Below are 24,283 nucleotides of genomic sequence, written 5' to 3'. Positions count from 1 at the left end.
GGCAAGGGCGCACTTGTCCGCTTTATTGAGACTCAGCAGCCGATGCTGTCCAGCAGCCAGGGGGCCTCCGCGGGCCGCGCCGCCGCGAGTTCCAGGGTGGCCAGGTAGGCGTCCGGCTTCAGCAAGTAGCCGGCCTTGGCATGGGCCGTGAAGACCACGTCCCCCGGCTCGATCCGCTGGCCGACGGTGGCGCGAACCCGGATCCCCACGCCGAGATCCAGCACGTCCTTCTGATCCTTTCGCCCTGCGCCCAGCTCCATGGCGAGGAGACCCAGGGCGCGGCCGTCGATGGCGGACACGTAGCCGGCCCGATCGGCCCGGATGTCCAGGGTCTGACCGGCCTGGGGCAGGCGGCTGAAGTCGTCCAGGGCCGTGGCATCCCCGCCGTTGAGGGCCACGAAGCGCCGCAGGGTCTCCAGGGCCGAGCCGTCCTGGATGCTGGCCTCCACCAGGGCCTGGGCCTCGGGCAGCGTCTTGGCGCCGCCGCCCATGATCAGCATCTCAGCAGCTAGGCGGAAGCTCATCTGGGCCAGCTCGGAATCGCTGTGCTCGCCGCGGAGGATCTCCACGGACTCCATGACCTCGAGGGCGTTGCCGATGGCCCAGCCGAGGGGAGCATCCATGCGGGTGATGAGGGCGCGGATCTGCATGCCGTGGGCGGTGCCCACGTCCACCATGCTCTGGGCCAGGGTCCGGGCGTCCTCCAGGGTCTTCATGAAGGCGGTCGGGCCGCACTTCACGTCCAGCACCAGCGCGTCGGCGCCCCCGGCCAGCTTCTTCGACATGATGCTGGCGGTGATGAGGGGGATGCTCTCGACGGTGGCGGTGGTGTCGCGCAGGGCGTAGAGCTTCTTGTCCGCGGGGGCAATGTTCCCCGTGGGCGCGGAGTTGGCGAAGCGGGTCTCCTTCAGGCTGCGGATGAATTCCGCGTCCGTGAGCTCCACCTTGAGGCCAGGGACGGCGGCGAACTTGTCCACGGTGCCCCCGGTGTGGCCCAGGCCGCGGCCGCTGAACATGGGGCAGGGCACGCCGCAGGCCGCCACGATGGGACCGAGGATGAGGGTGGTCTTGTCGCCCACCCCGCCGGTGCTGTGCTTGTCCACCTTGGTGCCGGGCACGGCGGAGAGGTCCATCCGCTTGCCGGAGTCGCGCATGGCCAGGGTGAGGGCCAGGGTCTCCTCGGTGGTCATGCCGCGCCAGCAGATGGCCATCAGCAGCGAGGCGCTCTGCTCGTCGGGGACGCTGCCGTCGGCCGCACCCTTGACCCAGTAGGCGATCTGCTCAGGCGACAGGGCGCCGCCCAGCTTCTTGGTGTAGATCAGGTCGTACATCCGCATGGGATGACTCCTCGGCCGAAGGCCCTCAGATGCTCTGGATCAGGCTTTCGAAGGTGCCGACGTCACCGCGGCCCTTGAAGCGGGCCTTGTACTCGGCCAGGTCCTTCATGGCCTGCGCACGGTCACCGGCCAGACGGTCCACATCCATCTGGCTGGCCCAGAAGGCCTCAGCCCAGGGCTCGCCGGGGGTGGCCTTGGCCCGGAGGCCTTCCAGCTGGGCCCGCGCGGCATCGGCCTGCCCCAGGGCCAGGGCCCGCTGGGCGAGGCGGATCTTGCCCCAGGGGTCGTCAGCCTTGTTCGGGGCCTGCTCTTTCCCGTCCAGGGCCAGGCGCCAGCTGCTCAGCAATCCCGCGGTGGCGGCCTTCCGCGACGAGGGCGCCTGGTTCACGAGGGCCTCCAGGCGGCCCAGGCGCTCCCGCATGCGCTTCTCCACCTCCGCGGGGGGGACGGGCGTCACGCCATCACCCTCGACTTCCATTTCCAGCGCCGAGAGGGCGGCCTCGTGCTTCTCCACGGCCTGGGTTTGATAGGCACTCCAGCCGCCGTAGGCGAGCCCCGCCAGCACCAGGGCCCCGATGCCGATGAGGATGGGCTTCAGAAGCCCCCCATCCTCGTCCTCGTTCTTGCCCAGCTTGGTCTGGAAATGGGCCAGGCTCTGCGCTGGCTTCTGGACCTGAATCTCGCGGTTCTTGGTGGGACGGGCCATGGCGGACCTCTCTGTCGGAGCAGCACTCAAACCATTGAGGATGCACCAATCCCCCCGGTTCCGGCACTTGAAAATGCGCCGCTGCCTGATATGCTGGCTCTTCCCGCCTGGGTAGCTCAGTTGGTAGAGCAATGGATTGAAAATCCATGTGTCGGCGGTTCGATTCCGTCTCCAGGCACCAAAAATCAAGGCCCCCAACCGGGGGCCTTGGTTCGCGAGCGCGCGAAAGGTTCCTATTCCGCCCCCGCCGGCCGGTAGTCGTCGGCCAGGGTGACGGGGACCTTCTGCTTGACCTCGTTCTGGATCTGGTCGCTGAGGGTCTGCATGTGCTGCTGGCGCCAGAGCTCGGGCAGCTGGGACTTGACCGTCTCGAAGGGGGGGATGCCCTGGGCACGGCCCTGGGTCTTGAGCGCTTCGACGCGCTCCTTGTAGAAGGCCTGGAGCTGCTCGTCGGTGGGGTTCATGCCCGCCATGCGCTTCTTCATCAGGGCCTGGAAGTAGACGTTGGCCTGCTGCTGCTCCAGCTGGCGCTTCACGGAGGGATCCTGGTCGAGCCCCGTCTGCGCCGCATAGGTGGTGATGGCCCGCGACATGGCGATGCGCTGGGCGAGTTGGGCCCGGTCGTTGCGCGCGGCGGCGTCCGTCAGGAAGGCCTGGGCTTCCTTGGGATCTGGAGACAGGCTCTTCACGATGTCCTGGAACTCGGCTTCGGTGAGCTTGCTCCCGCCGATGTTGGCAATGACGCGGCTGGAATCCGGCTTGACGGCCTTGCCGCAGCCCAGGGCGAGAGCGAGGAACAGGGCCGGCACCGCGATCAGGCCGGCTCGATGGGTCATCTTGGACATGGAACCCCCAACAAAGGCATCTAAACTCCAGAATGACAGGTCCGGGAGGATCGCATGAGTCGAATTGATGACCTGAAGGGCCTAGATCTGGCGGTCTACAGCGCCGCCTGGTGCCCGGATTGCCGCCGCCTGGAGACTTGGCTGGCGGGTCAGGGCGTGGGTTACCGGAAGGTGGACATCGAGACGACCCCGGGTGCCGCGGAAAAACTCGAGACGGAGACCGGGAAGCGGGCCATTCCGTTCGTGCTGGTGAACGGGAGGCGCTGGGTCCGGGGCTACCACAAGGAGCTGCCCCAGCGGCTGGACGGGAACCTGCTGGTGGAGGAGCTGCTGGCCGCGGGGATGTAACGCCGCCCCGGACACGCGCCATGGGTGATCGGGGACTTCGACCCACCCGGGCGTGATTCCCTCCCTGTGGGGCCCCGCTCCACAGGCGGCCCCGCAGCCTGTTCCGCGACCCACAGGGTCGGGAGGTGGAGGAGCTGCTGGCCGCGGGGATGCAACGCCGCTCCAGGGCCCGGCGGGCGGATGTTCCTCGGCTGGCCGGGGAGGGGTGGTTCGTGGCACTCTAGGAGGTTCTCCGGGAGCCGCCAGTGGCCAGCATTTTTTCCAGCCAGTTCTGGTCCAACATCTTCAATTCGGACCTCGCCATCGACCTCGGCACGGCGTCGACCCTGATCCATACGAAGCAGGCGGGCCGCATTGTCATCTACGAGCCCTCCATCGTGGCCGTGAACACGGTCACCCATGACGTGGAGGCCGTGGGCGACGAGGCCAAGCAGCTGCTGGGCCGGGCCCCCCAGGGCGTGCGCACCATCCGACCCATGAAGGACGGCATGATCTTCGAGGTGGACGCCGCCGAGAAGATGCTGGCTCAGTTCATCTCCAAGGCCCGGCCCAACCGCGGCATCGCCCGCACCCGCATCGTGGTGAGCGTGCCGCCCCGGGCCCACCAGGTGGCGCGCCGGGCCGTGAAGCAGGTCTGCTACGACGCCAAGGCCGGCGAGGTCTTCATCGTGGACCAGACCATGGTGGCCGCCATCGGCGCGGGCCTCGCCATCAATGAGAAGCGCGGCTGCATGATCGTCGACATCGGCGGCGGCACCACGGACGTGGCCGTCATCAGCTACAACGGCAAGGTGTTCTCGGATTCCATCCTCATCGCCGGCGACGAGATGGACGAGGCGGTGATCAAGTACATCCGCGAGAAGTACAACGTGCTGATCTCCGAGGCCTCGGCCGAGGAAGTGAAGTGGACGCTGGGATCGGCCTTCCCCTCGGAGCTGACGCGCACCATGGAGGTGAGCGGCCGGGACCAGTTCGAGGGCCTGCCCAAGACCCTGACACTCAACGACGCGGAGATCCGCGAGGCGCTGGCCGAGCCCATCAACGCCATCATTGACCTGGTCCGCAAGGCCCTCAACGAGACGCCCCCCCAGCTGGCGGCCGACCTCATCGATCGCGGCATCTGCCTCACGGGCGGCGGCTCGCTGATCCAGGGCCTGGACGAGCGGCTGCGCAAGGAGACCCACCTGCCGGTCTTCCGCGCCGAGGATCCCCAGACCGCCGTGGTTCGGGGAACCGCGCTCCTGCTGGAGAACATCCCGCTCCTGCGCCGCATCCAGATCCTCGACTAGCTGGCGGGAGGTTCGACAGATGGCCCTCCGCGCAGCCAAGTGGGGATGGAGCCGCACGGGCTGGCAGCGCCTGCTCGTCCTCCTCCTGTGGCTGGGCCACGGAACCTGGGTCCTGCTGGGCCCGCATCCCGGCCGTCACTGGGCGCGCGCCGCCGATGTCCTCTCGAAGCCCGGACAGGGCCTGGCGTCCCGGTGGACGCAGTGGCGGGCGGCCCGGCGGGTGTCGGCCCGCAGCTTCGCGGAGACCCAGGCCGAGAATGAACGGTTGCGCGCGGAGCTTGCGCAGTTGCGGACCCAGATGGCACAGGAGGCGCCCCGGCTGATGGAGGCGGACGAGGCCGTGCGGCTCCTGGGGCTGAAGCGGCAGGTCCCCCTGGATCTGAAGGGGGCACGGGTGATCTTCAGCACGCGGCCCGCCGCCTTCGGGGGGCTCATCCTGGATCGGGGCCAGGACCTGGGCCTGGTGGCGGATCAGGGCGTGCTGGTGCCCGAGGGCATCGTGGGTCGCCTCTGGTCCGTGGGGCCCACCCAGTCGAAGATCCTGCCGGCGGACGCGCCGAACGCTTCCGTGGCCGTCATGCTCATGCGCAGCCGCGCGACGGGCGTGCTCCAGGGCCTGGGGTCCGGGCGCGCCCTGATCCGCTACATCAGCAACCAGGAGGTGGTGCAGGTGGGCGAAGCCGTCCTCACGTCGGGCCTGGACCGCGTGTTTCCCCGGGGCCTCCTGGTGGGCTACGTGGCCGAGGTGGCGCGCGGCGACCTGGAGCTGAAGGTGCAGGTGAACCTGTCGGCGCCTCTGGATCGGATCTCCACCGTGCTGCTGCTGCCCGCCCAGCCGCCGCTGGAAGTGCAGCCGCCCTTCGTGGCGCCGGAGCAGAAGCCGCAGCGCAAGCGGGGGACGCCATGAGGATCCCGGCTCCTTCCGCCATGCGTCAGAACCTCCTGTGCGCGGCCGCCCTGGGCCTGGTGTTCCTCTGCGCCCCCTTCCCGCGGCTCCAGGCCGTGGTGCATGTGCTGCTGGTGCTGGCCCTGGCGCCCCGGGCGGGCTCTGCTCTGACGGGCGTGCTCTGGGCGGCGGCCGCCGGCTGGGCCTTCGAGGGATCCCTGCGACTCTATCCACACCTGGGCGGGACGGCCTGGGCCGACATGACCTTGACCTTGGCGGCCGGCTGGATGGCGGGCCGCTGGCCGCTGGAAGGTCTGAAGGGTTGGCTGGCGCGGCTGGCCTGCCTGGTCGTCGCGCACACCCTCCTGGTCCACGCGGCCGTGCGTCTGGCCGCGGGCCCGCATGCCTGGGGCTCCGGCTGGTTCTGGGCCTTCCTCAGCCTTCCGCTCTGGGGCTGGGCGACCTGGCGCCTGCTGTACTCCGGGCCTTCTCCCCGGCTGGGCTGATGGACCCCCGGCAGCGCCCCCTCCTCCACCGCCGCCTCGGGGTGTTCAAGGGCCTGGCCTGGGGCCTGGTGGCCCTGCTGGTGCTGATCTACGCCTGGCTCCAGATCGTCCGGCACGGAGAGTTCAAGCAGCTGGCCATGCAGCAGGCGGTGAAGATCCGCCCCATCGCCGCACCGCGGGGCCTGGTGCTGGACCGCAACGGCTACCGCCTCGTGGACAACCGCCGCGCGTTGCATCTCGTCATCCAGCGGGAGGATCTCCCCACCCGACCGGAAGTCGTGCAGAGCCTGGCCCAGGCCCTGGAGTTGGACCCGGCCGGGCTCATGCGGAAGATCCAGAGCTACCGTCTGGCCGGGAAGGGCCGTCCGCTGGTACTTAAGGAGAACCTGGATGATGTGGGCATCGCTCAGGCGGAGCGGGTCCGGGCCCGCTTCCCCTTCCTCAGTGTGGACGTGGCGCCGCGGCGTGTGTATCTCGGCGACGAGCTGGCGGGTCACGTGCTGGGGTACGTGGGTGAGGTGGACGAGCCGATGATGAAGGCCAATCCCGATGTCTTCCGGCTGGGCGAGACCATCGGGAAGGAGGGCTTCGAAGCCAGCGGCAACGACAAGCTCAAGGGGGTGGACGGCCAGCGGCGCATCCTCGTGGACCAGCTGGGCACGGAAGTCGCCCACTTCGGCCAGACGGACGCCGTCGCGGGTCACAGCCTCTACCTCACCCTGGACGCGGGCCTCCAGAAGGTCATGCAGGACGCCTACGGAGAGGAGGCCGGCGCGGCCGTGGTGCTCGACCTCCGCGACGGCGGCATCCTGGCCATGTACTCCAGCCCTTCGTACGATCCGAACCTCTTCCTCAACCGCCTCAGCCAGGAGATGGTGGACCGCTACCTGAACAATCCCACGCGCCCCATGATCAACCGGGCCATCCAGGGCATCTACGCGCCGGGCTCCACCTTCAAGCTTCTGGTGGCTCTGGCGGGTCTGGAGAAGGGCGTCATCACCCCCCAGACCGTGATCTACTGCGCCGGGAAGAAGAACTTCTACGGCCGCGACTTCCGCTGCGACAAGCCCACGGGCCACGGGGGCCTGAACCTGGTCCAGGCCATCGCCCAGAGCTGCGACGTCTACTTCTACGAGGTGGCCTCCCGGCTGGATGTGGACGACATCTACGCCACGGCGGAGAAGTACGGCCTGACGGAGCGCACGGGCATCGACCTGCCCCGGGAGAAGCGCACCCGCATCCCCAGCCGGGCCTGGAAGCGCAAGGCCGTGCCCAAGGATCCCAAATGGTATGCCGGCGAGACCATCAGCGTGGGCATCGGCCAGGGGGCCGTGGGCGTCACGCCCATTGGCCTGGCGCGGTTCTACGCCACGCTGGCCACCCGGGGGAAGGTGCTCACGCCCCACCTCTTCTACGGCTTCCGCAGCGACCAGACCAATCAGCTGGAGCCCGCGCCTCCCCCGGGCACCAAGGAGACACCGCTCGATCCGAGGCTCTGGGCGGTGCTGGACGAGGGGCTGTACGAGGTGGTCCAGAGCGGAACCGCCGCGGCCAACCCCTTCATCCGGGAGATCGCGCGGGAAGCCCCCTTCGTGGGCAAGACCGGCACGGCCCAGGTGGCCACCTTCGTGGACAAGAGCCACTACGCCCGCCAGGCCAAGCACCTGAAGGACCACGCCCTCTTCGCGGGCTACGCGCCCCACGACAAGCCCCAGATCGCCTTCGCCGTGGTGGTGGAGAACGCGGGCTTCGGCTCCACCGCCGCCGCGCCCATCGCCGCCAAGCTCGTGAAGTACTGGTTCGTGGATCGCGTGAAGAATCCCATCCCGCCCCCGAGGGGCCGCATGGTGGATCCCTTCGCCCCTCCTGCGGAGGCGGCGGAATGAAGGATCGCGTCCGAGCCCTGGATTCCCGGTTGCTGTGGGTCATCCTCGCCCTCATGGCCCTGGGCACGCTGACCCTCTATTCGGCGGGCCGGAACACGCCCCAGGCCACCATCTGGCTCAAGCAGACCGTCTGGAACCTCATGGGGCTGGCGCTGATGCTCCTGCTGGCGAACACGAACCCCCGCCGCGTCCTCCGCTACAGCTTTCCCGCCTACCTGCTGGGCTTGGCGGCCCTGGCGGCGGTGCTGGTGGTGGGCAAGAAGATCGGAGGCGCCACCCGCTGGTTCGTGGTGGCCGGCCAGACCTTCCAGCCCTCGGAGCTCATGAAGTGGGTGACGCTGCTCTACGTGTCCCAGCGCCTGGGCTCCCGGCCCGCGGACAGCATCGGCCGCCTCGAGCTGCTGGGCGCGGTGGGCCTGGTGGCCTTTCCCATGCTGCTCGTCCAGCGCCAGCCCGACCTCGGCATGGCCCTCAGCTTCCTGCCCATCCTGCTCATCATCCCCCTCATGAAGGGGCTCCGGGCGCGGTGGGTGGTGGCCCTCCTGCTGCTGGTGACGGTGGGTGGGTTCGCTGCGTGGAAAGTCGTGCTGAAGCCCTATCAGAAGCAGCGGGTGATGATCTTCCTGGATCCCTCCAGCGACCTCCAGGGCAAGGGCTACCAGGTGAATCAGAGCCGCATCGCCATCGGTTCCGGCGGCCTCATCGGCAAGGGTTTCACCAGCGGCTCCCAGACCCAGCTGAACTTCCTGCCGGTGAAGACCACCGACTTCGCCTTCAGCGTGTGGGCGGAGGAGCGGGGCTTCCTGGGCGTGCTGCTGGCCCTGGGCCTCTTCGGCCTCCTGCTCGGCCGCATCCTCGACGCGGCCAAGGCCGCCCACACCACCGCCGAGGCCTACTTCTGCGCCGGGGCGGCGGGCATCTTCGCCCTGCACCTGCTGGTGAACGTGGGCATGGTGGCCGGGGCCCTGCCCAACAAGGGCATGGTGCTGCCCTTCTTCAGTGCCGGGGGCAGCAGCACCCTCAGCTTCTTCCTCGCCCTGGGGCTCATCATGGGCATCCTGTACCGGTCGAAGGTGAAGTGATGGATCTCCGGACCCGCATGAAGCAGCTGGCTGACCAGGTGCGGCAGCACCGCCACCGGTACTACGTGCTGGACCAGCCCACCGTCTCCGACGCGGAGTACGATGCCCTGGAGCGGGAGCTGCGCGACCTGGAGGCCGCCCATCCCGAGCTGGCCGATCCCAACAGCCCCACCCTGCGCGTGGGCGCGCCGCCCGTGGAGGCCTTCGAGAAGCGCCGCCACGCCACGCCCATGCTGAGCCTCGACAACGCCTATTCCGAAGCGGAACTGCGCGACTGGGAGACCAAGTGGCGGAAGCTCGCGCCGGAGGCTCCGCCGCGGTACGCGGCAGAGCTGAAAGTGGATGGGCTGTCGCTGTCGCTGCGCTACGAGAAAGGCGAGCTGGTGGAGGCCCTCACCCGCGGCGACGGCGAGACCGGGGAATTGGTGACGGAGAACGCGCGGACCATCGCGGACATCCCCATGCGGCTGCCCGAGAACGCCCCGGACACGCTCACCGTGCGCGGCGAGGTGTTCCTGTCCCGCAAGCGATGGGAGGAGCTGAACCGCCAGCGGGACGCCCGGGGCGAGGCCCGCTTCGCCAACCCCCGCAACGCCGCAAGCGGCACCATGAAGCTGCTGGACAGCCGGGAGGTGGCCAGCCGCGGGCTGTCCTTCCTGCCCTGGCAGGCGCTCTGGGATGGCGGCCCGGCAGAAGATCACGCCCGGTCCATGGTCCACCTCGGCGCCTGGGGCTTCGGGGTCATGCCTGCCCATGCCACCGGGGACCTGGAGGCCATGCTGGCCTTCATCTTCACCCAGGCCGAGGCTCGCCAGAAGCTCCCGTTCGACACGGACGGGGTGGTGATCAAGGTGCTCGATGCCGACCTTCAGCAGCGGCTGGGCGCCACGGATCGCGTGCCGCGCTGGGCCATCGCCTTCAAGTACCCCGCCACGCAGGTGACCACCACGGTGCTGGGCATCACCTGGCAGGTGGGCCGCACGGGCAAGCTCACGCCGGTGGCGGAGCTTGAGGCCGTGGAGGTGGCGGGCTCCACCGTGCGCAGGGCGACGCTCCACAACGCCGACGAGCTGGCTCGCCTGGGCCTGAAGGTGGGCCACCGCGTGTTCATCGAGAAGGGCGGGGAGGTCATCCCCAAGGTGGTGGCCCTGGTGCCCGGAGAAGAGGACCGCGACCTGCCGGCGCCGGAGGTACCTCCCGTCTGCCCCGTGTGCGGCGGCGAGGTGGGCAAGGCCGATGACGCCGAGGTGGCCATCCGCTGCCTGAACCCCGAGTGCCCGGCCAAGCTGGTGGCGCGGATGCTCCACTTCGGCGGGCGGTCCGCCCTGGACATCGAGGGGATGGGCGAGGCCCTGGTGGAGCAGCTGGTGGCGTCGAGCCGCTTCCAGCAGCCCTGGGAGATCTTCACCCTGCTGGAGGAGCCCCTGCTGGGTCTGGCGTACCTGTCGAACCTGGAGCGCATGGCGGAGAAATCCGCCCAGAACCTCATGGACGCCCTGGCGGCGGCCCGCACGAAGCCCCTGTCCCGGTGGCTCCACGCCCTGGGCATCCCCATGGTGGGCGCCCGCACCGCGGAGCTGCTGGCGGAGGCCTACCCGTCACTGGAGGCGCTGTGGACGGCCGAAGAGGGCCGCCTCCAGGCCGTGGAGGAAGTGGGTCCCAAGGTCGCCGCCGCCCTGCGCGCCTTTGCGGCCCTGCACCCGGACCTGCCCGCGCGGCTGTCCGCCCTGGGCATCCATCCAACTCCGCCAGAACCCCGCGACCGGAGCGGCCTGCCGCTCTCCGGCGAGGTGGCCGTCGTCACCGGCACCCTGCCCACGCTCTCCCGGGAGGAGGCTGAGGCCTTGCTGAAGCGCCTGGGGGCGAAGGTCACGGGCAGCGTCAGCGCCAAGACCACGCTGCTGGTGGCCGGGGAGAAGGCCGGCTCCAAGCTGGCCAAGGCCGAGGCCCTGGGCATTCCCGTGCGGGACGAGGGCTGGCTGCTGGGGCAGGGGGACTGAAAAGGCCTGGACGCCGGCTTGGGGATCGTCCGATGATCGGGGCCGAATCCTTGGAAAGTCCCGTGCTCACGCGCCTCGGCAAGTTCGACATTCTCCGCCTGCTGGCTCAGGGAAGCATGGGCGATGTCTACGTGGGCCGCGATCCCATCATCGGGCGGGAGGTGGCCATCAAGGTCATCCAGGCCTCGGCGGCCGCGGGGCCCGAGGCGCGCGAGCGGTTCGCCCGGGAGGCCCGGGCCGCCGGGGCGCTGAACCATCCGAACATCGTCACCATCCATGAGATGGGGGAGGAGCAGGGGGTGCTCTACCTCGCCATGGAGCTGGTGAAGGGCGAAGACTTGGCCACGCTCATCCGGGCGGGCACCCTCTCGCCGCGGGACACCCTCGAGGTGCTGGCCCAGGTCTGCGACGGGCTGGCGGTGGCCCACCAGCACCAGGTGCTGCACCGGGACATCAAGCCGTCCAACATCCGGGTGGTGTGGGACGGGAAGGCCCTCCAGGCCAAGGTTCTGGATTTCGGGGTGGCCAAGATCTTCAACACCGACACCACGGATGAGGGCATCGTCTTCGGCACCGTGACCTACATGGCGCCGGAGTACCTCCAGGGGGGCCGTCCGGATGCCCGCAGCGACCTGTTCGCCGTGGGGGTGGTCCTCTACGAGACGCTGACGGGCATCCCCCCCTTCGACGGGCCCAATCCCGGCGCCGTGATCTACCGCCTGCTGCACGAGCCTCCGCCGCCCCTCCTGCCCACGGCCTTCCACGGCATCAGCCGCGACGTCTGGAACCTCCTGAGCGGCGCCTTGGCCAAGGACCCGGCGAACCGGTTCCAGAGCGCCGAGGCCCTGGCGGCGGCCCTGAGGGCCGCCAAGGATCCGAACTGGCGCTGGAGCCCGGAGTGCCTCCACGCCGGTCCCCCGCCGCCCCGCGGGGCCCCGGCCCCGTTCCCAGCGGCTCCTGCGCCTCGGCCCGCGAGAGCCCAGGAGGCCACAGTGCCGAGGGAACTCCCCGCCTCTGCCCCCGCTGCCTCCGGGCGCCCCCGGGACACCCCCCCTGCGAGGCCCCCGTCCCCGGGTTCGGGGCCCCGGGGGGTCGCCAGGGCCGGAGGGGTCGCGCCGGCTCCGGAGCATGAGGGGGAGGTTCCACTGGAAAAGCGTCCCGCGGGCCAGGCGGAAGTCCGGAAGGATGTCCTGGAAACCACGCGACGCCAATTGCTCCAGGCCCTCGCCATCGATCCGGGCAATGCAAGGGCCCACGCCATGCTGCTGGTCACGCTCTACCGCCTGGGCTGGCGGGAGGCCATGATGCAGAGCCTGCGCCACGCCCGGGATGGGGGCATTCCGGCCTCGCTCCTGAAGGCGGTCCCCCGCTGCGCTCAGCTCGTGGATGAGGAGGCCGCCGCCTGCCACCTCCCCCTGGAGCTGCACCAGGAGTTCATGGCCTACCTGGGGGATTAGCGCTCCCAGCGTTCTTGACGTTCCTAGCGCTCCTGGATCTCCAGGATCCGCCAGTCGTCGCCGGCCTTCCGCCAGCGCAGGCCGAAGGATCGGCGCGTGGCGTCCCGGGGCAGGAGACCGCCTTGGCGGCCCGTGATGATGAGGTCCACCTCCTGGAAGGCCTCGTTTCCCCGCACGGCGAGGTCGTTGCGCAGCACGGTCACACCCACCTTGTCCTGCCTCAGGAGGCCCGTGAGGAACAGCCGGGCGCCACCTTTGTCCATGCCTTCTGGGCCGCGGAAGGCCGGGTCCAGAGGCCCCACGGCGGCCGCCGCGTCCCCGTCCTCCACGGCGGCGCGACAGGATTCGAAGGCCTTCCGGATCCGGTCCTCGGGCTTGTCGGATCGACAAGCCAGGAGGACCGCCAGCATAGAAACCAAAGCGATGCTTTTCCTCATGGACGCTCACCTTCACACTGGTGGACCAGGAAGGATGGTCCCATGAATCCCCAAGGCCGTTTCGACACCCGCTGCATCCACGCCGGCCAGAGCCCGGATCCCACCAGCGGCGCCATCATGACGCCCGTCTTCTTCACCAGCACCTACGTGCAGGAGGGCCTGGGCCAGAACAAGGGCTTCGACTACGCCCGCGTGCGCAACCCCACCCGCGACGCGCTGGAGGCCAACCTGGCGGCCCTCGAGGGCGGGGCCCACGGCATGGCCTTCGGTTCAGGCATGGCGGCGGTGCAGGCCATCTTCGAGCAGCTCTCCAGCGGCGACCACGTGGTGCTGGGCGACAACGTCTACGGCGGCACCTTCCGCCTGCTGGACAAGGTAATGACCCGCTTCGGCCTCACCTACACCCAGGTGGACACGGGCGATCTGGCGGCCTTCAAGGCGGCGCTGCGTCCCAACACGAAGCTGGTGATGCTGGAGACGCCCACCAATCCCATGCTGGGCCTCACGGACATCCCCGGCGTGCGCCGCGTGATGACGGAGGCGGGCTGCACGGCCGTGCTGGCCGTGGACAACACTTTCGCCACGCCCTACAACCAGCGCCCCCTGGAGCTGGGGGCTGACCTCGTCTTCCACTCCACCACCAAGTACCTGAACGGCCACAGCGACACCATCGGCGGCATCGCCATCACCAGCCGCGACGACATCGCAGAGGGCCTGCGGTTCCACCAGAAGGCCGCCGGCGGCATCCTCTCGCCCATGGAGTCCTGGCTCATCCTGCGTGGCACCAAGACGCTGCACCTGCGCATGGAGCGCCACAACCAGAGCGCCCTCCAGATCGCCCGCTGGCTGGAGGCCCGCAAGGACCTGAAGGCCGTCTACTACCCGGGTCTGGAGTCCCACCCCCAGCACGCCCTGGCCAAGCAGCAGATGAAAGGCTTCTCGGGCATCGTCAGCTTCGACACGGGCGACGCGGAGCGCACGCGCCGCATGGCCTCCAGCTTCAAGGTCTTCTCCCTGGCCGAGAGCCTCGGTGGCGTGGAGAGCCTGGTCTGCCACCCCGCCAGCATGACCCACGGCAGCGTGCCCGAGGCCGACCGCCAGCGCCTCGGCATCAACGACAACCTCCTGCGCCTCAGCGTGGGCGTGGAGGACGTCCAGGACCTCATCGAGGACCTGGAGCAGGTGCTGAAGGTCTAAATCGCGCCGACCCATCCGGGCGGTTGATTCTCCGCGGTTGGCGGTTCTTCTTTTAGGGGCCTAACCGAGTCCGTGGGCCTGGTAGAGCTCAGGGTAGCTGCGGGGCTCCGCGCGGTCGGGGGCGAGGCCCAAGCCCTCCATGGCGGCGCGGATGGCCTGGGGGTCGCCCTCCAGCTCCAGGTAGCAGCCGAAGGGGGTCTCGTCGAGGCAGGCCTCCAGTTCCTCCCGCTCCCACACAGCCCGGCGCTTCTCCATGCGCAGCACGGGGACGTAGCCCAGGGCGCGGAGGATGGCCTCCAGGGATTCGCCGTCGTCGATGCCAGCCTCGTGCTCCGGGCGGATCTTGAGCATGGGGTCCGGCACCTTGGGGCCCTTCCAGGTCAGCCGGAAGGCCCCGGCGAAGCGCCGGGTCCGCAACGCCGAGCCCGCGGCCCGAAGCTCGCCATCCCGGTCCCAGAGCACGCTCACCTCGGCCTGGGCGGGGATGACCTCGCGAAACCCGAGAGCCTCCAGCAGGGCGCGGTAGGGCCCCGTGGCCGGGATGCGCAGCTTGAGCTCGGTCTCCACGGCGGGTTTGTGCTTCATCGCGGCGCGCCTCCGATCAGGCATGATGGTGCTGTCTCTGCGGTCCCATCGTGATCCCACAACGGTACATCATCGCCACCCTCTTCATCGCCGCCATGCTGCTGCTCTTCGCGGTGGTGCAGGCGCCGCGTCCGGTGACCTCGGGCGGGGTGGGCGCGGCGGACGCCCCCGCGGTGATGAGCTTTGGCGGCAGTGAGACCCTCGCCGAGCTGAGGCTGGAGGATGGCTGGGCGCCCCGCTTCCAGGGGGCCCTGGACCCGGACCAGTCCGAGCCCTGGCCCTTCGAAGGCGGCTTCGGGACACCCTGGGAGCCGGCCTCGCCCTACCTTGGCGACCAGGGCCTAGCCCTGAACGGTCCCCAGGGACGGAGCGAGGTCGTCCTCTGGCGCGGGCTGGAATGGCGCCGGTACCGATTCGATGCCCCCCTTTCCTCCGCTCGGCTGGATCCGGGCAAGGGCAACCGCCTGCTGGTCACCCTCCAGATGGGAGACGGCCGCTACGAGACTCGGCTGCTGGAGGTGCCCGAGGGCCGGGTGATCTGGTCCACGGAGTCCGGGCCCTGGAGCCGATTCAGCTGGGACGGGAAGGCCGTGCTGCTGGGCTTTTTCGAAAAACCGGATCCCCGGGCGGAATCCCGCCTTCTGGTCGGCGTCCTGCCCCTGGAGACCGATCTGGGGGAAGCCACCCTCGCCGCCTGGGACGAAGCGGGTCTCCCCCCTCCGCCCCGGGGCCTGGCCACGAAGCTGGAGGCCCTGTCGGACGATGGCCGGGACCTGCCCGGGGCCCGCATCGAGCTGCCCTGGCACGCGGGGGACCGCCTCTGGTTCCCGCGGGCGGACCGCCTTTGGTACGGAGGCGTCCAGGGGTGGGCCGCCTGGGTTCTGAAGGAGGGCCGGTGGCGCCGCGCCGCCGCGGGACCGGGGCTGCTCACGGCCCACCCGCCTCAGCGCATGGCCCTGGCTTCGCCTCTCGCCGACGAGGGGATGGCCCGCCGCACGAGCCCGATGACGGGGGTGGACTGGACCCCGGTGCCCGAGGGGGCGCTGCCTTGGCCCGCCTGGGACGCGGCCTGGGCCTGGCGGGACAACGGGGCCTTCGATGCCTGGGACCAGCGGTGGAACGAGAGCGCCCTGCCGCCGGAGCGCCAGCGCCAGGCGCTGAACGAGGCCTTCCGTCCGGATTGGCGCGCCGCCCTGAACCTGCGCGTCTCCGTCAAGGGCTGGCTGCCCGGAGGCCCCGAGGTCGCCTTGCGCGAACCCCTGGGCGTCGCCTGGATCTGGGTGGGGGACCGGGTCCTGCTGGTCCGCCTGGTGGAAGTGGAACGGGTACGGGTCTTGAAGAAGCTGTTGCGCTAGCGTCAGATTCCAGACACGCCTCCGGCCCATTCGCTTGCGTTGGAAGTGCAGATTTCTGGTAGCGTTGTGCCCAGCCACTCTTTCTTCCTCCCGGCCTCCCGAGGTAACCAGATGCCCCGCCTCCTCCTCGTGGACGACAATCCCAGCATCCACCGCATCGCCGAATCCCTGCTGGCTCCCACGGATGTGGAAGTGGTCTGCGTCGACTCCGCTGCCGAGGCCCTGGACCGGATCGCCCGGGGCGAACGGTTCGACGTGGCGCTGGTGGATACCGCCATGCCCGGCATGGACGGGTGGGCCCTGCTGGCCCGCATGCGGGAGATGGAGGCCACCGCCCGCCTTCCCATCGCCATGATGGCCGGTGTGCTGGACCCCGTGGACCCGGCCAAGCTGGCCCAGGCCCCCATCCAGGGCTTCCTGAAGAAGCCCATCGAGCTCCGGGAGCTGGCGGACCGCGTGAAGGCGCTGCTGGCGACCCCGGTCGCCTCCGCTGCGCCGGTGGCTGCCGCGCCTGCCGCCGCACTGGTTGCCGCCGTGGCCCCTCCGACGCAGGAGCCTGCGAAGACCGCCGAATTCGCCCGACCGGTCTTTCCGCCCGACCTCCCGCCTCCGGCGGTGGCGGCCGACTTCCCAGTTCCGGACATCAGCCTGCCAACCCTTGATGCGGGCCCCGAGCCTCCCCAGATCGCCCTCGTCGACACGGCCGAGGATGACCTGCTGGTCCTGACGGCCGAGGACCTCTGGCCCGAGGATGTGGCGGTCGGGGCGGCCCCCGTGCCGGCTCCTGAACCGATTCACGCACCGGTTCCCGAACCGATGGCTGTGCCGATTTCCGCCTTGGCCTCCGAACCCCCGGCTGTGGCCCAGGTCCACCTCGACCTGGAAGAACTGGACCTGGATAGCCTTCACGGCCTGGCCACCGAGTCGCTCCCCTCGCTGCCGGCCGCGATCCCTGCGGCGGCCGAGTCCCTGCCGGTCCCTCCGTCGCTTCCCCCGGTGGCTGCCTCGGTGCCGGAGCCCGCCCCCGAACCTGTCTCTGAACCTGCCCCGGCGGAGGCCCTGGTCGAGGAAAGCCTGCCGGCCTTCTCGGGCCTCGAGGCCCTCGACGACCTGGGAGGCACCCTCGAGCTGCCGCCCTTGCCCGAACCGCCCGCCGCGGCCGAGCGTCCTTCGGTCCTCCCTGCGGCGGGCGTCGCCTTCGCCGGCCTGGCGGCGGGAGCCGCCGGTCTGCTGGGGCGGTCGCAGGAGGCTCACCAGCCCGCTCCCGAGACCCCTCACCCGTCCCCTCATCCGGCCGCACCGGAGCCCCAGGCGGTCCCGTTCCTGGAGCCTCCCCTTCCGGCGCCCCCGGTCGCCGGGATTCCGCCGGTGGTCCCGTTCGCGCCGCCCGCTGCGCCAGTCATGCCCGTCCTGGCCGCCCCGGTGGAGGCGACCACTGCCGCGCCTGGGCAGGCGCCTGCCGCACCCGGGCAGGCAGCCCTCACGCCCGCCCAGGTCCAGGCGCTCCTGGCCGATCCTGCGCTGATGGATGCCCTGGTGAAGGCCCTGGTGGCCCGCATGGGCGATCAGGTGATCCGCGAGATCGCCTGGGAGGTCATGCCGGAACTGGCTGGAAGATTGCAAAGGTAGGTTCATGAACCGCCCTGCCACTTCGTCTTCCGGGTTCCTCCCATGATCACCGGCTACAACACCGATGTCCGCCATGGGAATCGCGTCTACCACGTGCAGACCGAAGACAAGGGCATGTCGAACCCCAAGATCGAGACCCTCATCTACGTGGGCGGCGAGATCCTGGACAACTACCGGTCCTCCTACGAGGACCTGATCTCGACCCCACCCGTGTCCGATGTCGCCGTCCAGGAGCGCATGGATGAGCAGCACCGGGCGGTGATCCGGGACATCAAGAACGGCAAGTACGACCAGACGCCGCCGGACCTGCTGGAGAAGCAGGCCTTCAACGACCGCCCCCTGGACCAGGCCATCCTCGAGTTCCTCCAGCTGGAGGGCGATGTGGACACGCTGGAGCTGGTGCTGGACCAGCCCCTGAAGCCGGCCTTCGGAGCCCCCTTCCGGGTGCGCCTGCAGGCCCGCCTCAGCCAGAGCCAGAGCCCCGTGGCCGATGCCGAGGTCTCGGTGAAGCTGGTGTCCAGCCTCAAGAAGGCCACCAGCCTCCTGAGCGGGCGCACGGCCAGCGATGGCCACTTCGACGGGGAGGTCCAGCTGCCGCCGAGCCAGCCCGGCCAGTGCGCCGTGGTGATCAGCTGCACCTGCGACCAGGGCTTCGACGAGCTGAAGGCGGCCGTGGTCGCGCTGTAGGCCGCATTGCAGGTTCCGCGGTCATCCACGTTGTAGCCAACGATCCGCCGCCCGGGGAGGGCCGGAGGTCACGGCGTCGTGTGGTCCGGATCCCACTGTCGGCGGAGGCGGTGCAGCAGGAGGCGCATCTCCAGCAGCAGGGGACGGGCCGCGAGGAAGCACAGGAACAGGGCCAGGGGCACCGTGACCTTGAAGCCGATGTGCCGGAACCCGAGGGCCCCCGACACGCCGCCGACGATGAAAGAGACCAGGATCAGCAGAAGCAGCGTGAGCTTCTGGCGGTTGGCGACGATGCGCTCCCGGCCGTGCCGGTGGTGGACGTTCACGTAGGTCAGGCGGCTCAGCTCGATGCCGATGTCCGTGACCGTGCCCGTGAGGTGCGTGGTGCGCACCGCGGCGCCGGAGATGATGGAGGTGACGGTGTTGTGCATGCCCATGATGAAGCAGAGCAGCATGACGGTGCTGGGCAGGGTGAACCGGATCTCCTGCTGGAGGCGGTTGCCCATGAGTCCGAAGACCATCATCAGAAGGGCCTCGAACACGAGGGTCAGTGCGTAGCGGCTGCGCATGCGCCGGCGCTGGCCGAAGCTGATCAGGGTGGTGCAGACGAAGGCCCCCGCCAGGAAGCTCAGCATCATGGCCAGCGCCGCCAAGGCGGTGGCCAGGTCCCCGTCGGCCAGCTCGTCGGCCATGGAGGACACCACGCCGGTCACGTGCGAGGTGTAGTGGCTCACGGCCAGGAAACCGCCGGCGTTCACCGCCCCGGCGATGAAGGCCATGGCCCAGGCCAGCTGACGGTTCAGGGTCTCAGAGCGCAGGGCCCCCTCGCGCACCAGGAGTTTCTCCTGGATGGGCAGGGTGGCGATGGCCGTCTCCACGGCCGTCTGCAGTTGCCGGCCGGACAGACGCCCCCTCAGCAGCCGCCGGAGATAGCGGCCCGCGATCAGCTGGAGGTAGCGGGGAATGCGGCGCATGAGCTGGCGAAGGTCCCGGTCCAGTTAACCATCCGGAAGGGGCGTGGGCCAACCATGGACCAGAGCATCGACGGTGCGCCGTGCCCGATGGAGAAGTCCGGCCCGTTTCGATTAGGGTGGAAGCATGCGGACGATCCTCCTTCTCCACACGGGTGGCACCCTGGGCATGATGCCCAGCGGGGAACCGGCCTCGCTGGCGCCGGGGCGATTCCTGGACCACCTGCTGGAGCAGGTGCCGGAGCTGGGCCAGATGGCGAAGCTCTCGGTGGAGGTGCCCTTCAACCAGGATTCCTCCTGCCTGGAGCCGGAGCACATCCTGGCGCTGGCCACCCGCGTGCGGGCCGCGGCCCAGGACTTTGACGGGTTCGTGATCATCCACGGCACGGACACCATGGCCTTCACGGCCTCATGCCTGGGTTTCCTGCTGGCGGACCTGGGCAAGCCCGTGGTCATCACGGGCAGCCAGCGCCCGCTGGCCTTCGTGCGCAGCGACGCCCGCAGCAACCTCGTCAACGCGGTGGACCTGGCCTGCCGCGGCATCCCCGAGGTGGGGATCTGCTTCGGTACCCACTGGATCCGCGGGGTGGCGGCGGACAAGCTGAGCGTCCACCAGTTCGAAGCCTTCCAGAGCCCGAACCTGCCGCCCCTGGCGGAGATCGGGGCGGAAATCCGCCTCCACCCCGATGTGGGCCAGTTCGTCCGCCAGGTGCCGGAGGGCGTGGGAGCGCGGCTGGATCTGGCCATCCACACCCTGACGCCCCACCCGGGCATGGCCTGGAGCCTGGCCCCCGCGGGCGCCAGGGCGATCCTGATCCAGGCCTTCGGCGCGGGCAACCTGCCCATGGGCCGGGCGGACCTCCGGGCCATGCTGGAGGACGCACGGCAGCGGCGGCTGCCCGTGGTGGTGATCTCCCAGTGCCCCTACGGCGGCGTGGACCTCTCGGCATACGAGCTGGGGCGGCAGATCGAGGCGATGGGCGCCATCTCCGGCGGCCTGCATACCCGCTGGGCGGCCCTGGCCAAAATGGGCCTGGTCCTGGGCACCGATGGCGGCATCGAGGCGGTGCGGGAGGCCTTCGGGGTGGCTTGGGCAGGAGAGCCCATGCCGGAGGGAGCCTGGGCGCAGGCCTGAGCCTCCTCCGAACGCGCCAAGGCCCGTTCGGAGCAAGTTAAACTGATCGTTTCCGGGAATCCCCACCATGATCGACGCCAACCTCCTGCGCAACGACCTTGACGCCGTGGCGGCCCGCCTGTCCGAGCGCGGCTACGCCCTGGATCAGGCGCGCTACCAGGAGCTGGACCAGCGGCGCCGGGCCGCGCTCCAGGAGGCGGAGGCCCTCAAAGCCGAGCGCAATCGCGTCAGCGAAGAGGTGGGTCGCCTCAAGCGGGCCAAGGAGAACGCGGACCACCTCATCGCCCAGCAGCGCGAGGTGGGCGACAAGCTCAAGGACCTGGAAGCGGCCGAGCGCGAGATCGAAGCCGCCTTCCGGGACTTCCTGGCCGGCATCCCCAACCCGCCCCACGCCAGCGTGCCCTCCGGACGCGACGAGCATGCGAATGTCGAGGTCAAGCGCTGGGGCCAGGTCCCCTCGATCGCCGCGCCGAAGGACCATGTGGAGCTTGGGACCGCCCTGGGCATCCTGGACCTGGACCGCGCCGCCAAGCTGAGCGGCGCGCGCTTCGCCGTGCTGAAGGGCCTGGGCGCCAAGCTGGAGCGGGCCCTCATCGCCTTCATGCTGGACCGCCAGACGGCGGCGGGCTACACCGAAGTGATTCCGCCCTACCTGGTGAACGCCGAGAGCATGTACGGCACGGGCCAGCTGCCCAAGTTCGAGCAGGACCTCTTCAAGACCTCGCGCGGGGACGGCGCGCCCCTCTACCTCATTCCCACGGCGGAAGTCCCCGTCACCAACCTCTACCGCGACGAGATCCTGCCGGCGGAGACCCTCCCTCTGCGGCATTGCGCCTTCACGCCCTGCTTCCGCAGCGAGGCGGGCAGCTACGGCAAGGACACCAAGGGCATCATCCGCCAGCACCAGTTCCACAAGGTGGAGCTGGTGACCTTCGCCGCCGCCGATGACGCGGAGGCGGAGCTGGAGCGGCTCACGGCCAACGCCGAGGCCATCCTCGAGGCCCTGGGACTGCCCTACCGCCGCGTGCTTCTCTGCACGGGGGACATGGGCTTCAGCAGCCAGAAGACCTACGACCTCGAAGTCTGGCTCCCCTCGCAGAATACCTATCGGGAGATCAGCTCCTGCAGCTGGTTCGGCGACTTCCAGGCCCGGCGCGCCAACATCCGCATGAAGGGCAAGGAGGGCAAGCCCGCCTTCGTGAACACCCTCAACGGCAGCGGCCTCGCCGTGGGCCGAACCTGGGTGGCCATCCTCGAGAACTACCAGCAGCCCGACGGCAGCATCCCGGTGCCCGAGGCCCTGCGGCCCTACCTGGGCGCCGAGGTGATCCGCTGAGGGAAGGGCCCGTCCTTTGCGCTGAAGGCTTGCGCCTTCAGCGCATGGGGAAGGATGTGCTCAGGGGTGTCTCTTTTTCCATTGCCCAGGGGGAAGCCCTGGGCGTGGTCGGCGCGAGCGGGGCGGGAAAGACCACCCTGCTGAATCTCGTGCTGGGTCTGCTGGAACCGACGGAAGGCCGGATCCTCCTGGAGGGCGCGCCCTGGTCGCCCCTGCCGGAGCGGGAACGGCGGGTCCGCCGGCCCCGGATCCAGGCGGTGTTCCAGGATGCGTTGGCCAGTCTGCCGCCCCACCGCACGGGCTGGGAGATCCTCCAGGAGCCCCTCGAGATCTGGAATCGGGGCACGGAGTCATCCCGCCGGGAGGCTGCGGCAGCCATGGCGGCGCGCGTGAGGTTCCCGGAGGCGGCCCTGGATCAGCGGCCCGGGGCCTGGTCCGGGGGCCTGGCCCAGCGCCTCTGTCTGGGACGGGCCCTCATGCTGGAACCGGTCCTGCTCGTGCTGGACGAACCCTTTTCGGCCCTGGATGCGACCCTGGCGAGCCACCTGCTGACCCTGCTCCTGGACCTCAAGGCCGAGGGCACGGCCCTCCTCCTGGCCAGCCACGATCAGGCGGCTGTGGAGGTCCTGTGCGATCGGGCGATGGAGCTGTCAGCTATCAGTCACTGACAGCTGACAGCCGATAGCTGTTAGCTACTCCTCCACCGGCACCTGCACGGCGCTGGCGTTCACGTAGATGCCGCCGAAGTGGCCCCAGAAGCTGCTGAGGCCCGGGCGCAGGCGGCCTTCCTGGTCCAGGGACTGGAGCTCGGCGGAGAGGAGCTTCTGGGCCTCGGAGGTCTGGACCTCCTGGATGAGGCTCCGGCGCTTTTCGAAGTCGAGGGCCGGGGCGGGCTCCCGCGAGACGATGCGGGCCGCCCAGAGCTTGCCGTCCGGAGCCCAGAGCAGGGGCGTGGTCTGGCCCACGGGGGTGTCCAGCAGGGCCTTGCGGATGCCGGGGTGGGACACCAGGTCGCGCAGGCCGCTGAGAGGGGCCGCAGCCTGGTCGGAGACGGGGCCCACGGCCTGGATGCCGCCGGTCTTGATGGCCTGCTCGGCCTTGGCCAGAGCCTGCTTGCGGGATTCCTCCAGGCGGTAGGCGGTCAGCACCTTGGCGCGGATCTCTTTGAAGGGCGGCACGGCCTCAGGCAGCTCCTCCTGCACGCGGAAGAGGATGTGGCGATCGGCGAACCGCATGGGCTTGGAGACCTCGCCCACCTTCAGGCGGAAGGCCTCGCCGGCGATCTGGGGCAGTTCCGGCAGGCCTTCGGACTGGGCGCCGGGCTCGTTGCTGAAGGGCTGGCTGAGCTGGGCCTGGCTGGCGAAGCTCTTGGCCGCGGCTCCGAGGTCGCCCCCGTTGGCGCGCTTGCGGATCTGCTCAAGGCGTTCCTGGGCGCGGGCGTTGAAACGGTCCTCCGAGATCTCGCGGGCCAGCTGGTCCTTGACCTCCTCGAACCGCTTCTCCCGGCGGCCTTCCAGCTTGATGAGGTGGACACCATAGACGGTCCGCACGGGCTGGCTGATCTCGCCGGGCTTGAGCGTCGCGGCGGCATCCGAGAAGGGCTTGACCATCTTCGAGGCATTGAACCAGCCCAGGTCGCCGCCGTTGCCCTTGGCGCTGGGATCCTCGCTGAGCTCCTCGGCGGCCTTGGCGAAGTCCTGCCCCTTCACGAGGCGCTCCCGCAGCAGCTCGGCCTTGGCCGTGGCCTCCTGGAACTGGGTGTCGCCCTCGGCCTTGAAGAGAATGTGGCGGGCCTTGAACTCGATGAAATCGTTCTTCCGGGCCTCGAAGGCGGCCTTGAGGGTGGCGTCGTCCACCTGGAGGTCCTTGCCCAGGGCGGCGCGGTCCACCGCCACGTACTGGATCACCCGGCGGGGGGGCTGGAGGAAGCGCTGGCCGCCGGCCTTGTAGAACGCCTCCAGGGTTGCGTCGCCGGGGTCGGCCACGGCGGCGGGGTCCACGGCCAGGGTGGCCTGCTGGAAGGCGACCTTCTCGTTGCGCAGCCGGTTCTCCACCGCCAGCCAGGCCTCGTCCACGGGCACCTGGACGGCCGCCTGCTGAATGAGCTTGGTGCGCAGCAGCTCGCTGCGCAGGTTCCGCTCCTGGATGGCCGGGTTGAAGCCGGTGTCCTGGAAGATCTGCTTCAGTTCCGCGGTGGACTTCAGGTTGCCGTTGGCATCCAGGAGGACGGGGTACTGCTTCAGGAAGGCACGGAGACGGGCGCCCACCTCTTCATCCGTCACCACCACGTGGTGCCGCTCCGCCAGCTCCTCCATGAGCTTCTGGTTCATGAGGTCCTTCAGGGCCTGGGACTGGACGAAGGGCTTGAGGGCCTCGGGGCTGGCCTGCTTGCCGTAGCGCTGGTAGAGCTCCTGCATGTGCTCGGCCAGGTCGCGCAGGAGCACCTCGCGGCCGTAGACCCGCGCCACGACGGTATCCGGCGTATCCACCCGCCCGGAGGGGGCCAGATACGCCACCAGGCCCAGGAGGACCACGATCATGACCGCCGCCATGGGCGTGCGGTTGGATTTGAAGACCTGGCGGAAGGAACGCAGCATGCGGGGCTCCGG

At 69.7% G+C, this 24,283-nt stretch carries 22 protein-coding genes and 1 tRNA gene; 16 read left to right on the top strand and 7 right to left on the bottom strand.

Features of this window, described 5'->3' with window-relative positions; translation table 11 throughout:
- Window positions 1-32: 32 nt before the first annotated feature.
- Complete coding sequence (locus tag MLJ35_RS08190) at window positions 33-1,337, bottom strand: thymidine phosphorylase (protein WP_243383915.1); 1,305 nt, start codon at window positions 1,335-1,337, stop codon at window positions 33-35.
- A 25-nt stretch (window positions 1,338-1,362) separates the two neighbouring features.
- A complete protein-coding gene (locus MLJ35_RS08185) occupies window positions 1,363-2,043 on the bottom strand; it encodes a YfgM family protein (RefSeq protein WP_243383914.1) in 681 nt (226 codons plus the stop codon).
- A 105-nt stretch (window positions 2,044-2,148) separates the two neighbouring features.
- On the opposite strand from MLJ35_RS08185, the gene MLJ35_RS08180 reads away from it, so the two are divergent.
- A tRNA-Phe gene (locus MLJ35_RS08180) sits at window positions 2,149-2,224 on the top strand.
- Between the two features lie 52 nt (window positions 2,225-2,276).
- Here the strand turns inward: MLJ35_RS08180 and MLJ35_RS08175 are convergent.
- On the bottom strand, window positions 2,277-2,888 hold the full coding sequence (locus MLJ35_RS08175) for a hypothetical protein (protein ID WP_243322645.1): 612 nt from the start codon (window positions 2,886-2,888) through the stop codon (window positions 2,277-2,279).
- 54 nt (window positions 2,889-2,942) lie between these two features.
- Between MLJ35_RS08175 and MLJ35_RS08170 the strand changes: the two genes are divergently transcribed.
- The 8 genes from MLJ35_RS08170 (at window position 2,943) to MLJ35_RS08135 (ending at window position 12,342) form a co-directional block, all read left to right on the top strand.
- On the top strand, window positions 2,943-3,236 hold the full coding sequence (locus MLJ35_RS08170; RefSeq protein ID WP_243383913.1) for a glutaredoxin family protein: 294 nt from the start codon (window positions 2,943-2,945) through the stop codon (window positions 3,234-3,236).
- A gap of 245 nt (window positions 3,237-3,481) precedes the next feature.
- Window positions 3,482-4,525, top strand: coding sequence for a rod shape-determining protein (mreB, locus tag MLJ35_RS08165; protein ID WP_338028450.1), 1,044 nt, complete (start codon window positions 3,482-3,484; stop codon window positions 4,523-4,525).
- A gap of 19 nt (window positions 4,526-4,544) precedes the next feature.
- Window positions 4,545-5,432, top strand: a complete 888-nt coding sequence (gene mreC, locus MLJ35_RS08160) for a rod shape-determining protein MreC (RefSeq protein ID WP_243383912.1) — start codon at window positions 4,545-4,547, stop codon at window positions 5,430-5,432.
- Window positions 5,429-5,917, top strand: a complete 489-nt coding sequence (locus tag MLJ35_RS08155; protein ID WP_243383911.1) for a hypothetical protein — start codon at window positions 5,429-5,431, stop codon at window positions 5,915-5,917. The genes mreC and MLJ35_RS08155 overlap by 4 nt, the downstream gene beginning before the upstream one ends.
- Window positions 5,917-7,803: a penicillin-binding protein 2 gene (gene mrdA, locus MLJ35_RS08150; RefSeq protein ID WP_243383910.1), complete on the top strand. Its 1,887-nt coding sequence runs from the start codon at window positions 5,917-5,919 to the stop codon at window positions 7,801-7,803. Before MLJ35_RS08155 ends, mrdA begins: the two co-directional genes overlap by 1 nt.
- Window positions 7,800-8,885: a rod shape-determining protein RodA gene (gene rodA / locus MLJ35_RS08145; protein WP_243383909.1), complete on the top strand. Its 1,086-nt coding sequence runs from the start codon at window positions 7,800-7,802 to the stop codon at window positions 8,883-8,885. The genes mrdA and rodA overlap by 4 nt, the downstream gene beginning before the upstream one ends.
- The gene (gene ligA, locus MLJ35_RS08140; RefSeq protein ID WP_243383908.1) at window positions 8,885-10,885 is read left to right on the top strand and encodes an NAD-dependent DNA ligase LigA; all 2,001 of its coding nucleotides are present in this window, start codon (window positions 8,885-8,887) and stop codon (window positions 10,883-10,885) included. Before rodA ends, ligA begins: the two co-directional genes overlap by 1 nt.
- Before the next feature lie 62 nt (window positions 10,886-10,947).
- Entirely contained in the window at window positions 10,948-12,342 is a 1,395-nt protein-coding gene (locus MLJ35_RS08135; protein WP_243383907.1) for a serine/threonine-protein kinase, read from the top strand.
- A gap of 23 nt (window positions 12,343-12,365) precedes the next feature.
- On the opposite strand, the gene MLJ35_RS08130 is transcribed toward MLJ35_RS08135, so the two are convergent.
- Entirely contained in the window at window positions 12,366-12,779 is a 414-nt protein-coding gene (locus tag MLJ35_RS08130; RefSeq protein ID WP_243383906.1) for a hypothetical protein, read from the bottom strand.
- Window positions 12,780-12,821: 42 nt separating this feature from the next.
- Between MLJ35_RS08130 and MLJ35_RS08125 the strand changes: the two genes are divergently transcribed.
- Window positions 12,822-13,976 carry a trans-sulfuration enzyme family protein gene (locus tag MLJ35_RS08125; protein WP_243383905.1) on the top strand — a complete coding sequence of 385 codons (1,155 nt, stop codon included), beginning with the start codon at window positions 12,822-12,824 and terminating at the stop codon, window positions 13,974-13,976.
- A 60-nt stretch (window positions 13,977-14,036) separates the two neighbouring features.
- On the opposite strand, the gene MLJ35_RS08120 is transcribed toward MLJ35_RS08125, so the two are convergent.
- On the bottom strand, window positions 14,037-14,561 hold the full coding sequence (locus MLJ35_RS08120) for a class IV adenylate cyclase (protein ID WP_243383904.1): 525 nt from the start codon (window positions 14,559-14,561) through the stop codon (window positions 14,037-14,039).
- A gap of 50 nt (window positions 14,562-14,611) precedes the next feature.
- On the opposite strand from MLJ35_RS08120, the gene MLJ35_RS08115 reads away from it, so the two are divergent.
- The 3 genes from MLJ35_RS08115 to MLJ35_RS08105 all read left to right on the top strand — a co-directional run bounded on the left by MLJ35_RS08115 (window position 14,612) and on the right by MLJ35_RS08105 (window position 18,232).
- Complete coding sequence (locus MLJ35_RS08115) at window positions 14,612-15,916, top strand: hypothetical protein (protein WP_243383903.1); 1,305 nt, start codon at window positions 14,612-14,614, stop codon at window positions 15,914-15,916.
- 111 nt (window positions 15,917-16,027) lie between these two features.
- Window positions 16,028-17,545, top strand: a complete 1,518-nt coding sequence (locus MLJ35_RS08110) for a response regulator (protein WP_243383902.1) — start codon at window positions 16,028-16,030, stop codon at window positions 17,543-17,545.
- Between the two features lie 42 nt (window positions 17,546-17,587).
- Window positions 17,588-18,232, top strand: coding sequence for a hypothetical protein (locus MLJ35_RS08105; RefSeq protein ID WP_243322674.1), 645 nt, complete (start codon window positions 17,588-17,590; stop codon window positions 18,230-18,232).
- A gap of 68 nt (window positions 18,233-18,300) precedes the next feature.
- On the opposite strand, the gene MLJ35_RS08100 is transcribed toward MLJ35_RS08105, so the two are convergent.
- Complete coding sequence (locus MLJ35_RS08100) at window positions 18,301-19,206, bottom strand: YoaK family protein (RefSeq protein ID WP_243322675.1); 906 nt, start codon at window positions 19,204-19,206, stop codon at window positions 18,301-18,303.
- A gap of 124 nt (window positions 19,207-19,330) precedes the next feature.
- On the opposite strand from MLJ35_RS08100, the gene MLJ35_RS15900 reads away from it, so the two are divergent.
- The 3 genes from MLJ35_RS15900 (at window position 19,331) to MLJ35_RS08080 (ending at window position 22,342) form a co-directional block, all read left to right on the top strand.
- On the top strand, window positions 19,331-20,338 hold the full coding sequence (locus tag MLJ35_RS15900; protein WP_275976448.1) for an asparaginase: 1,008 nt from the start codon (window positions 19,331-19,333) through the stop codon (window positions 20,336-20,338).
- A gap of 67 nt (window positions 20,339-20,405) precedes the next feature.
- A complete protein-coding gene (gene serS, locus MLJ35_RS08085; protein WP_243383901.1) occupies window positions 20,406-21,674 on the top strand; it encodes a serine--tRNA ligase in 1,269 nt (422 codons plus the stop codon).
- A 29-nt stretch (window positions 21,675-21,703) separates the two neighbouring features.
- Window positions 21,704-22,342: an ATP-binding cassette domain-containing protein gene (locus MLJ35_RS08080; RefSeq protein ID WP_243383900.1), complete on the top strand. Its 639-nt coding sequence runs from the start codon at window positions 21,704-21,706 to the stop codon at window positions 22,340-22,342.
- Between the two features lie 24 nt (window positions 22,343-22,366).
- Here the strand turns inward: MLJ35_RS08080 and MLJ35_RS08075 are convergent, their stop codons facing one another.
- Window positions 22,367-24,271, bottom strand: a complete 1,905-nt coding sequence (locus MLJ35_RS08075; protein ID WP_243383899.1) for a peptidylprolyl isomerase — start codon at window positions 24,269-24,271, stop codon at window positions 22,367-22,369.
- Window positions 24,272-24,283 lie beyond the last annotated feature (12 nt).

Origin of the sequence: Geothrix alkalitolerans (assembly GCF_022808885.1) — a bacterium.
GTDB classification, from domain to species: Bacteria; Acidobacteriota; Holophagae; order Holophagales; family Holophagaceae; genus Geothrix; species Geothrix alkalitolerans.
Note: the sequence above shows the minus strand (reverse complement) of the source record. Positions and strands in the feature narration are given on the sequence as shown.

What these genes read in the sequence shown, in the direction of transcription:
- MLJ35_RS08155 (WP_243383911.1), top strand. Translation starts at nt 5,429, where the DNA reads ATGAGGATCCCGGCTCCTTCCGCCATGCGTCAGAACCTCCTGTGCGCG.
- rodA (WP_243383909.1), top strand. Translation starts at nt 7,800, where the DNA reads ATGAAGGATCGCGTCCGAGCCCTGGATTCCCGGTTGCTGTGGGTCATC.
- MLJ35_RS08125 (WP_243383905.1), top strand. Translation starts at nt 12,822, where the DNA reads ATGAATCCCCAAGGCCGTTTCGACACCCGCTGCATCCACGCCGGCCAG.
- MLJ35_RS15900 (WP_275976448.1), top strand. Translation starts at nt 19,331, where the DNA reads ATGCGGACGATCCTCCTTCTCCACACGGGTGGCACCCTGGGCATGATG.
- serS (WP_243383901.1), top strand. Translation starts at nt 20,406, where the DNA reads ATGATCGACGCCAACCTCCTGCGCAACGACCTTGACGCCGTGGCGGCC.
- MLJ35_RS08175 (WP_243322645.1), bottom strand. Translation starts at nt 2,888, where the DNA reads ATGTCCAAGATGACCCATCGAGCCGGCCTGATCGCGGTGCCGGCCCTG.
- MLJ35_RS08170 (WP_243383913.1), top strand. Translation starts at nt 2,943, where the DNA reads ATGAGTCGAATTGATGACCTGAAGGGCCTAGATCTGGCGGTCTACAGC.
- MLJ35_RS08100 (WP_243322675.1), bottom strand. Translation starts at nt 19,206, where the DNA reads ATGCGCCGCATTCCCCGCTACCTCCAGCTGATCGCGGGCCGCTATCTC.
- mreC (WP_243383912.1), top strand. Translation starts at nt 4,545, where the DNA reads ATGGCCCTCCGCGCAGCCAAGTGGGGATGGAGCCGCACGGGCTGGCAG.
- ligA (WP_243383908.1), top strand. Translation starts at nt 8,885, where the DNA reads ATGGATCTCCGGACCCGCATGAAGCAGCTGGCTGACCAGGTGCGGCAG.
- MLJ35_RS08120 (WP_243383904.1), bottom strand. Translation starts at nt 14,561, where the DNA reads ATGAAGCACAAACCCGCCGTGGAGACCGAGCTCAAGCTGCGCATCCCG.
- MLJ35_RS08110 (WP_243383902.1), top strand. Translation starts at nt 16,028, where the DNA reads ATGCCCCGCCTCCTCCTCGTGGACGACAATCCCAGCATCCACCGCATC.
- mrdA (WP_243383910.1), top strand. Translation starts at nt 5,917, where the DNA reads ATGGACCCCCGGCAGCGCCCCCTCCTCCACCGCCGCCTCGGGGTGTTC.
- MLJ35_RS08105 (WP_243322674.1), top strand. Translation starts at nt 17,588, where the DNA reads ATGATCACCGGCTACAACACCGATGTCCGCCATGGGAATCGCGTCTAC.
- MLJ35_RS08075 (WP_243383899.1), bottom strand. Translation starts at nt 24,271, where the DNA reads ATGCTGCGTTCCTTCCGCCAGGTCTTCAAATCCAACCGCACGCCCATG.
- MLJ35_RS08190 (WP_243383915.1), bottom strand. Translation starts at nt 1,337, where the DNA reads ATGCGGATGTACGACCTGATCTACACCAAGAAGCTGGGCGGCGCCCTG.
- MLJ35_RS08130 (WP_243383906.1), bottom strand. Translation starts at nt 12,779, where the DNA reads ATGAGGAAAAGCATCGCTTTGGTTTCTATGCTGGCGGTCCTCCTGGCT.
- MLJ35_RS08185 (WP_243383914.1), bottom strand. Translation starts at nt 2,043, where the DNA reads ATGGCCCGTCCCACCAAGAACCGCGAGATTCAGGTCCAGAAGCCAGCG.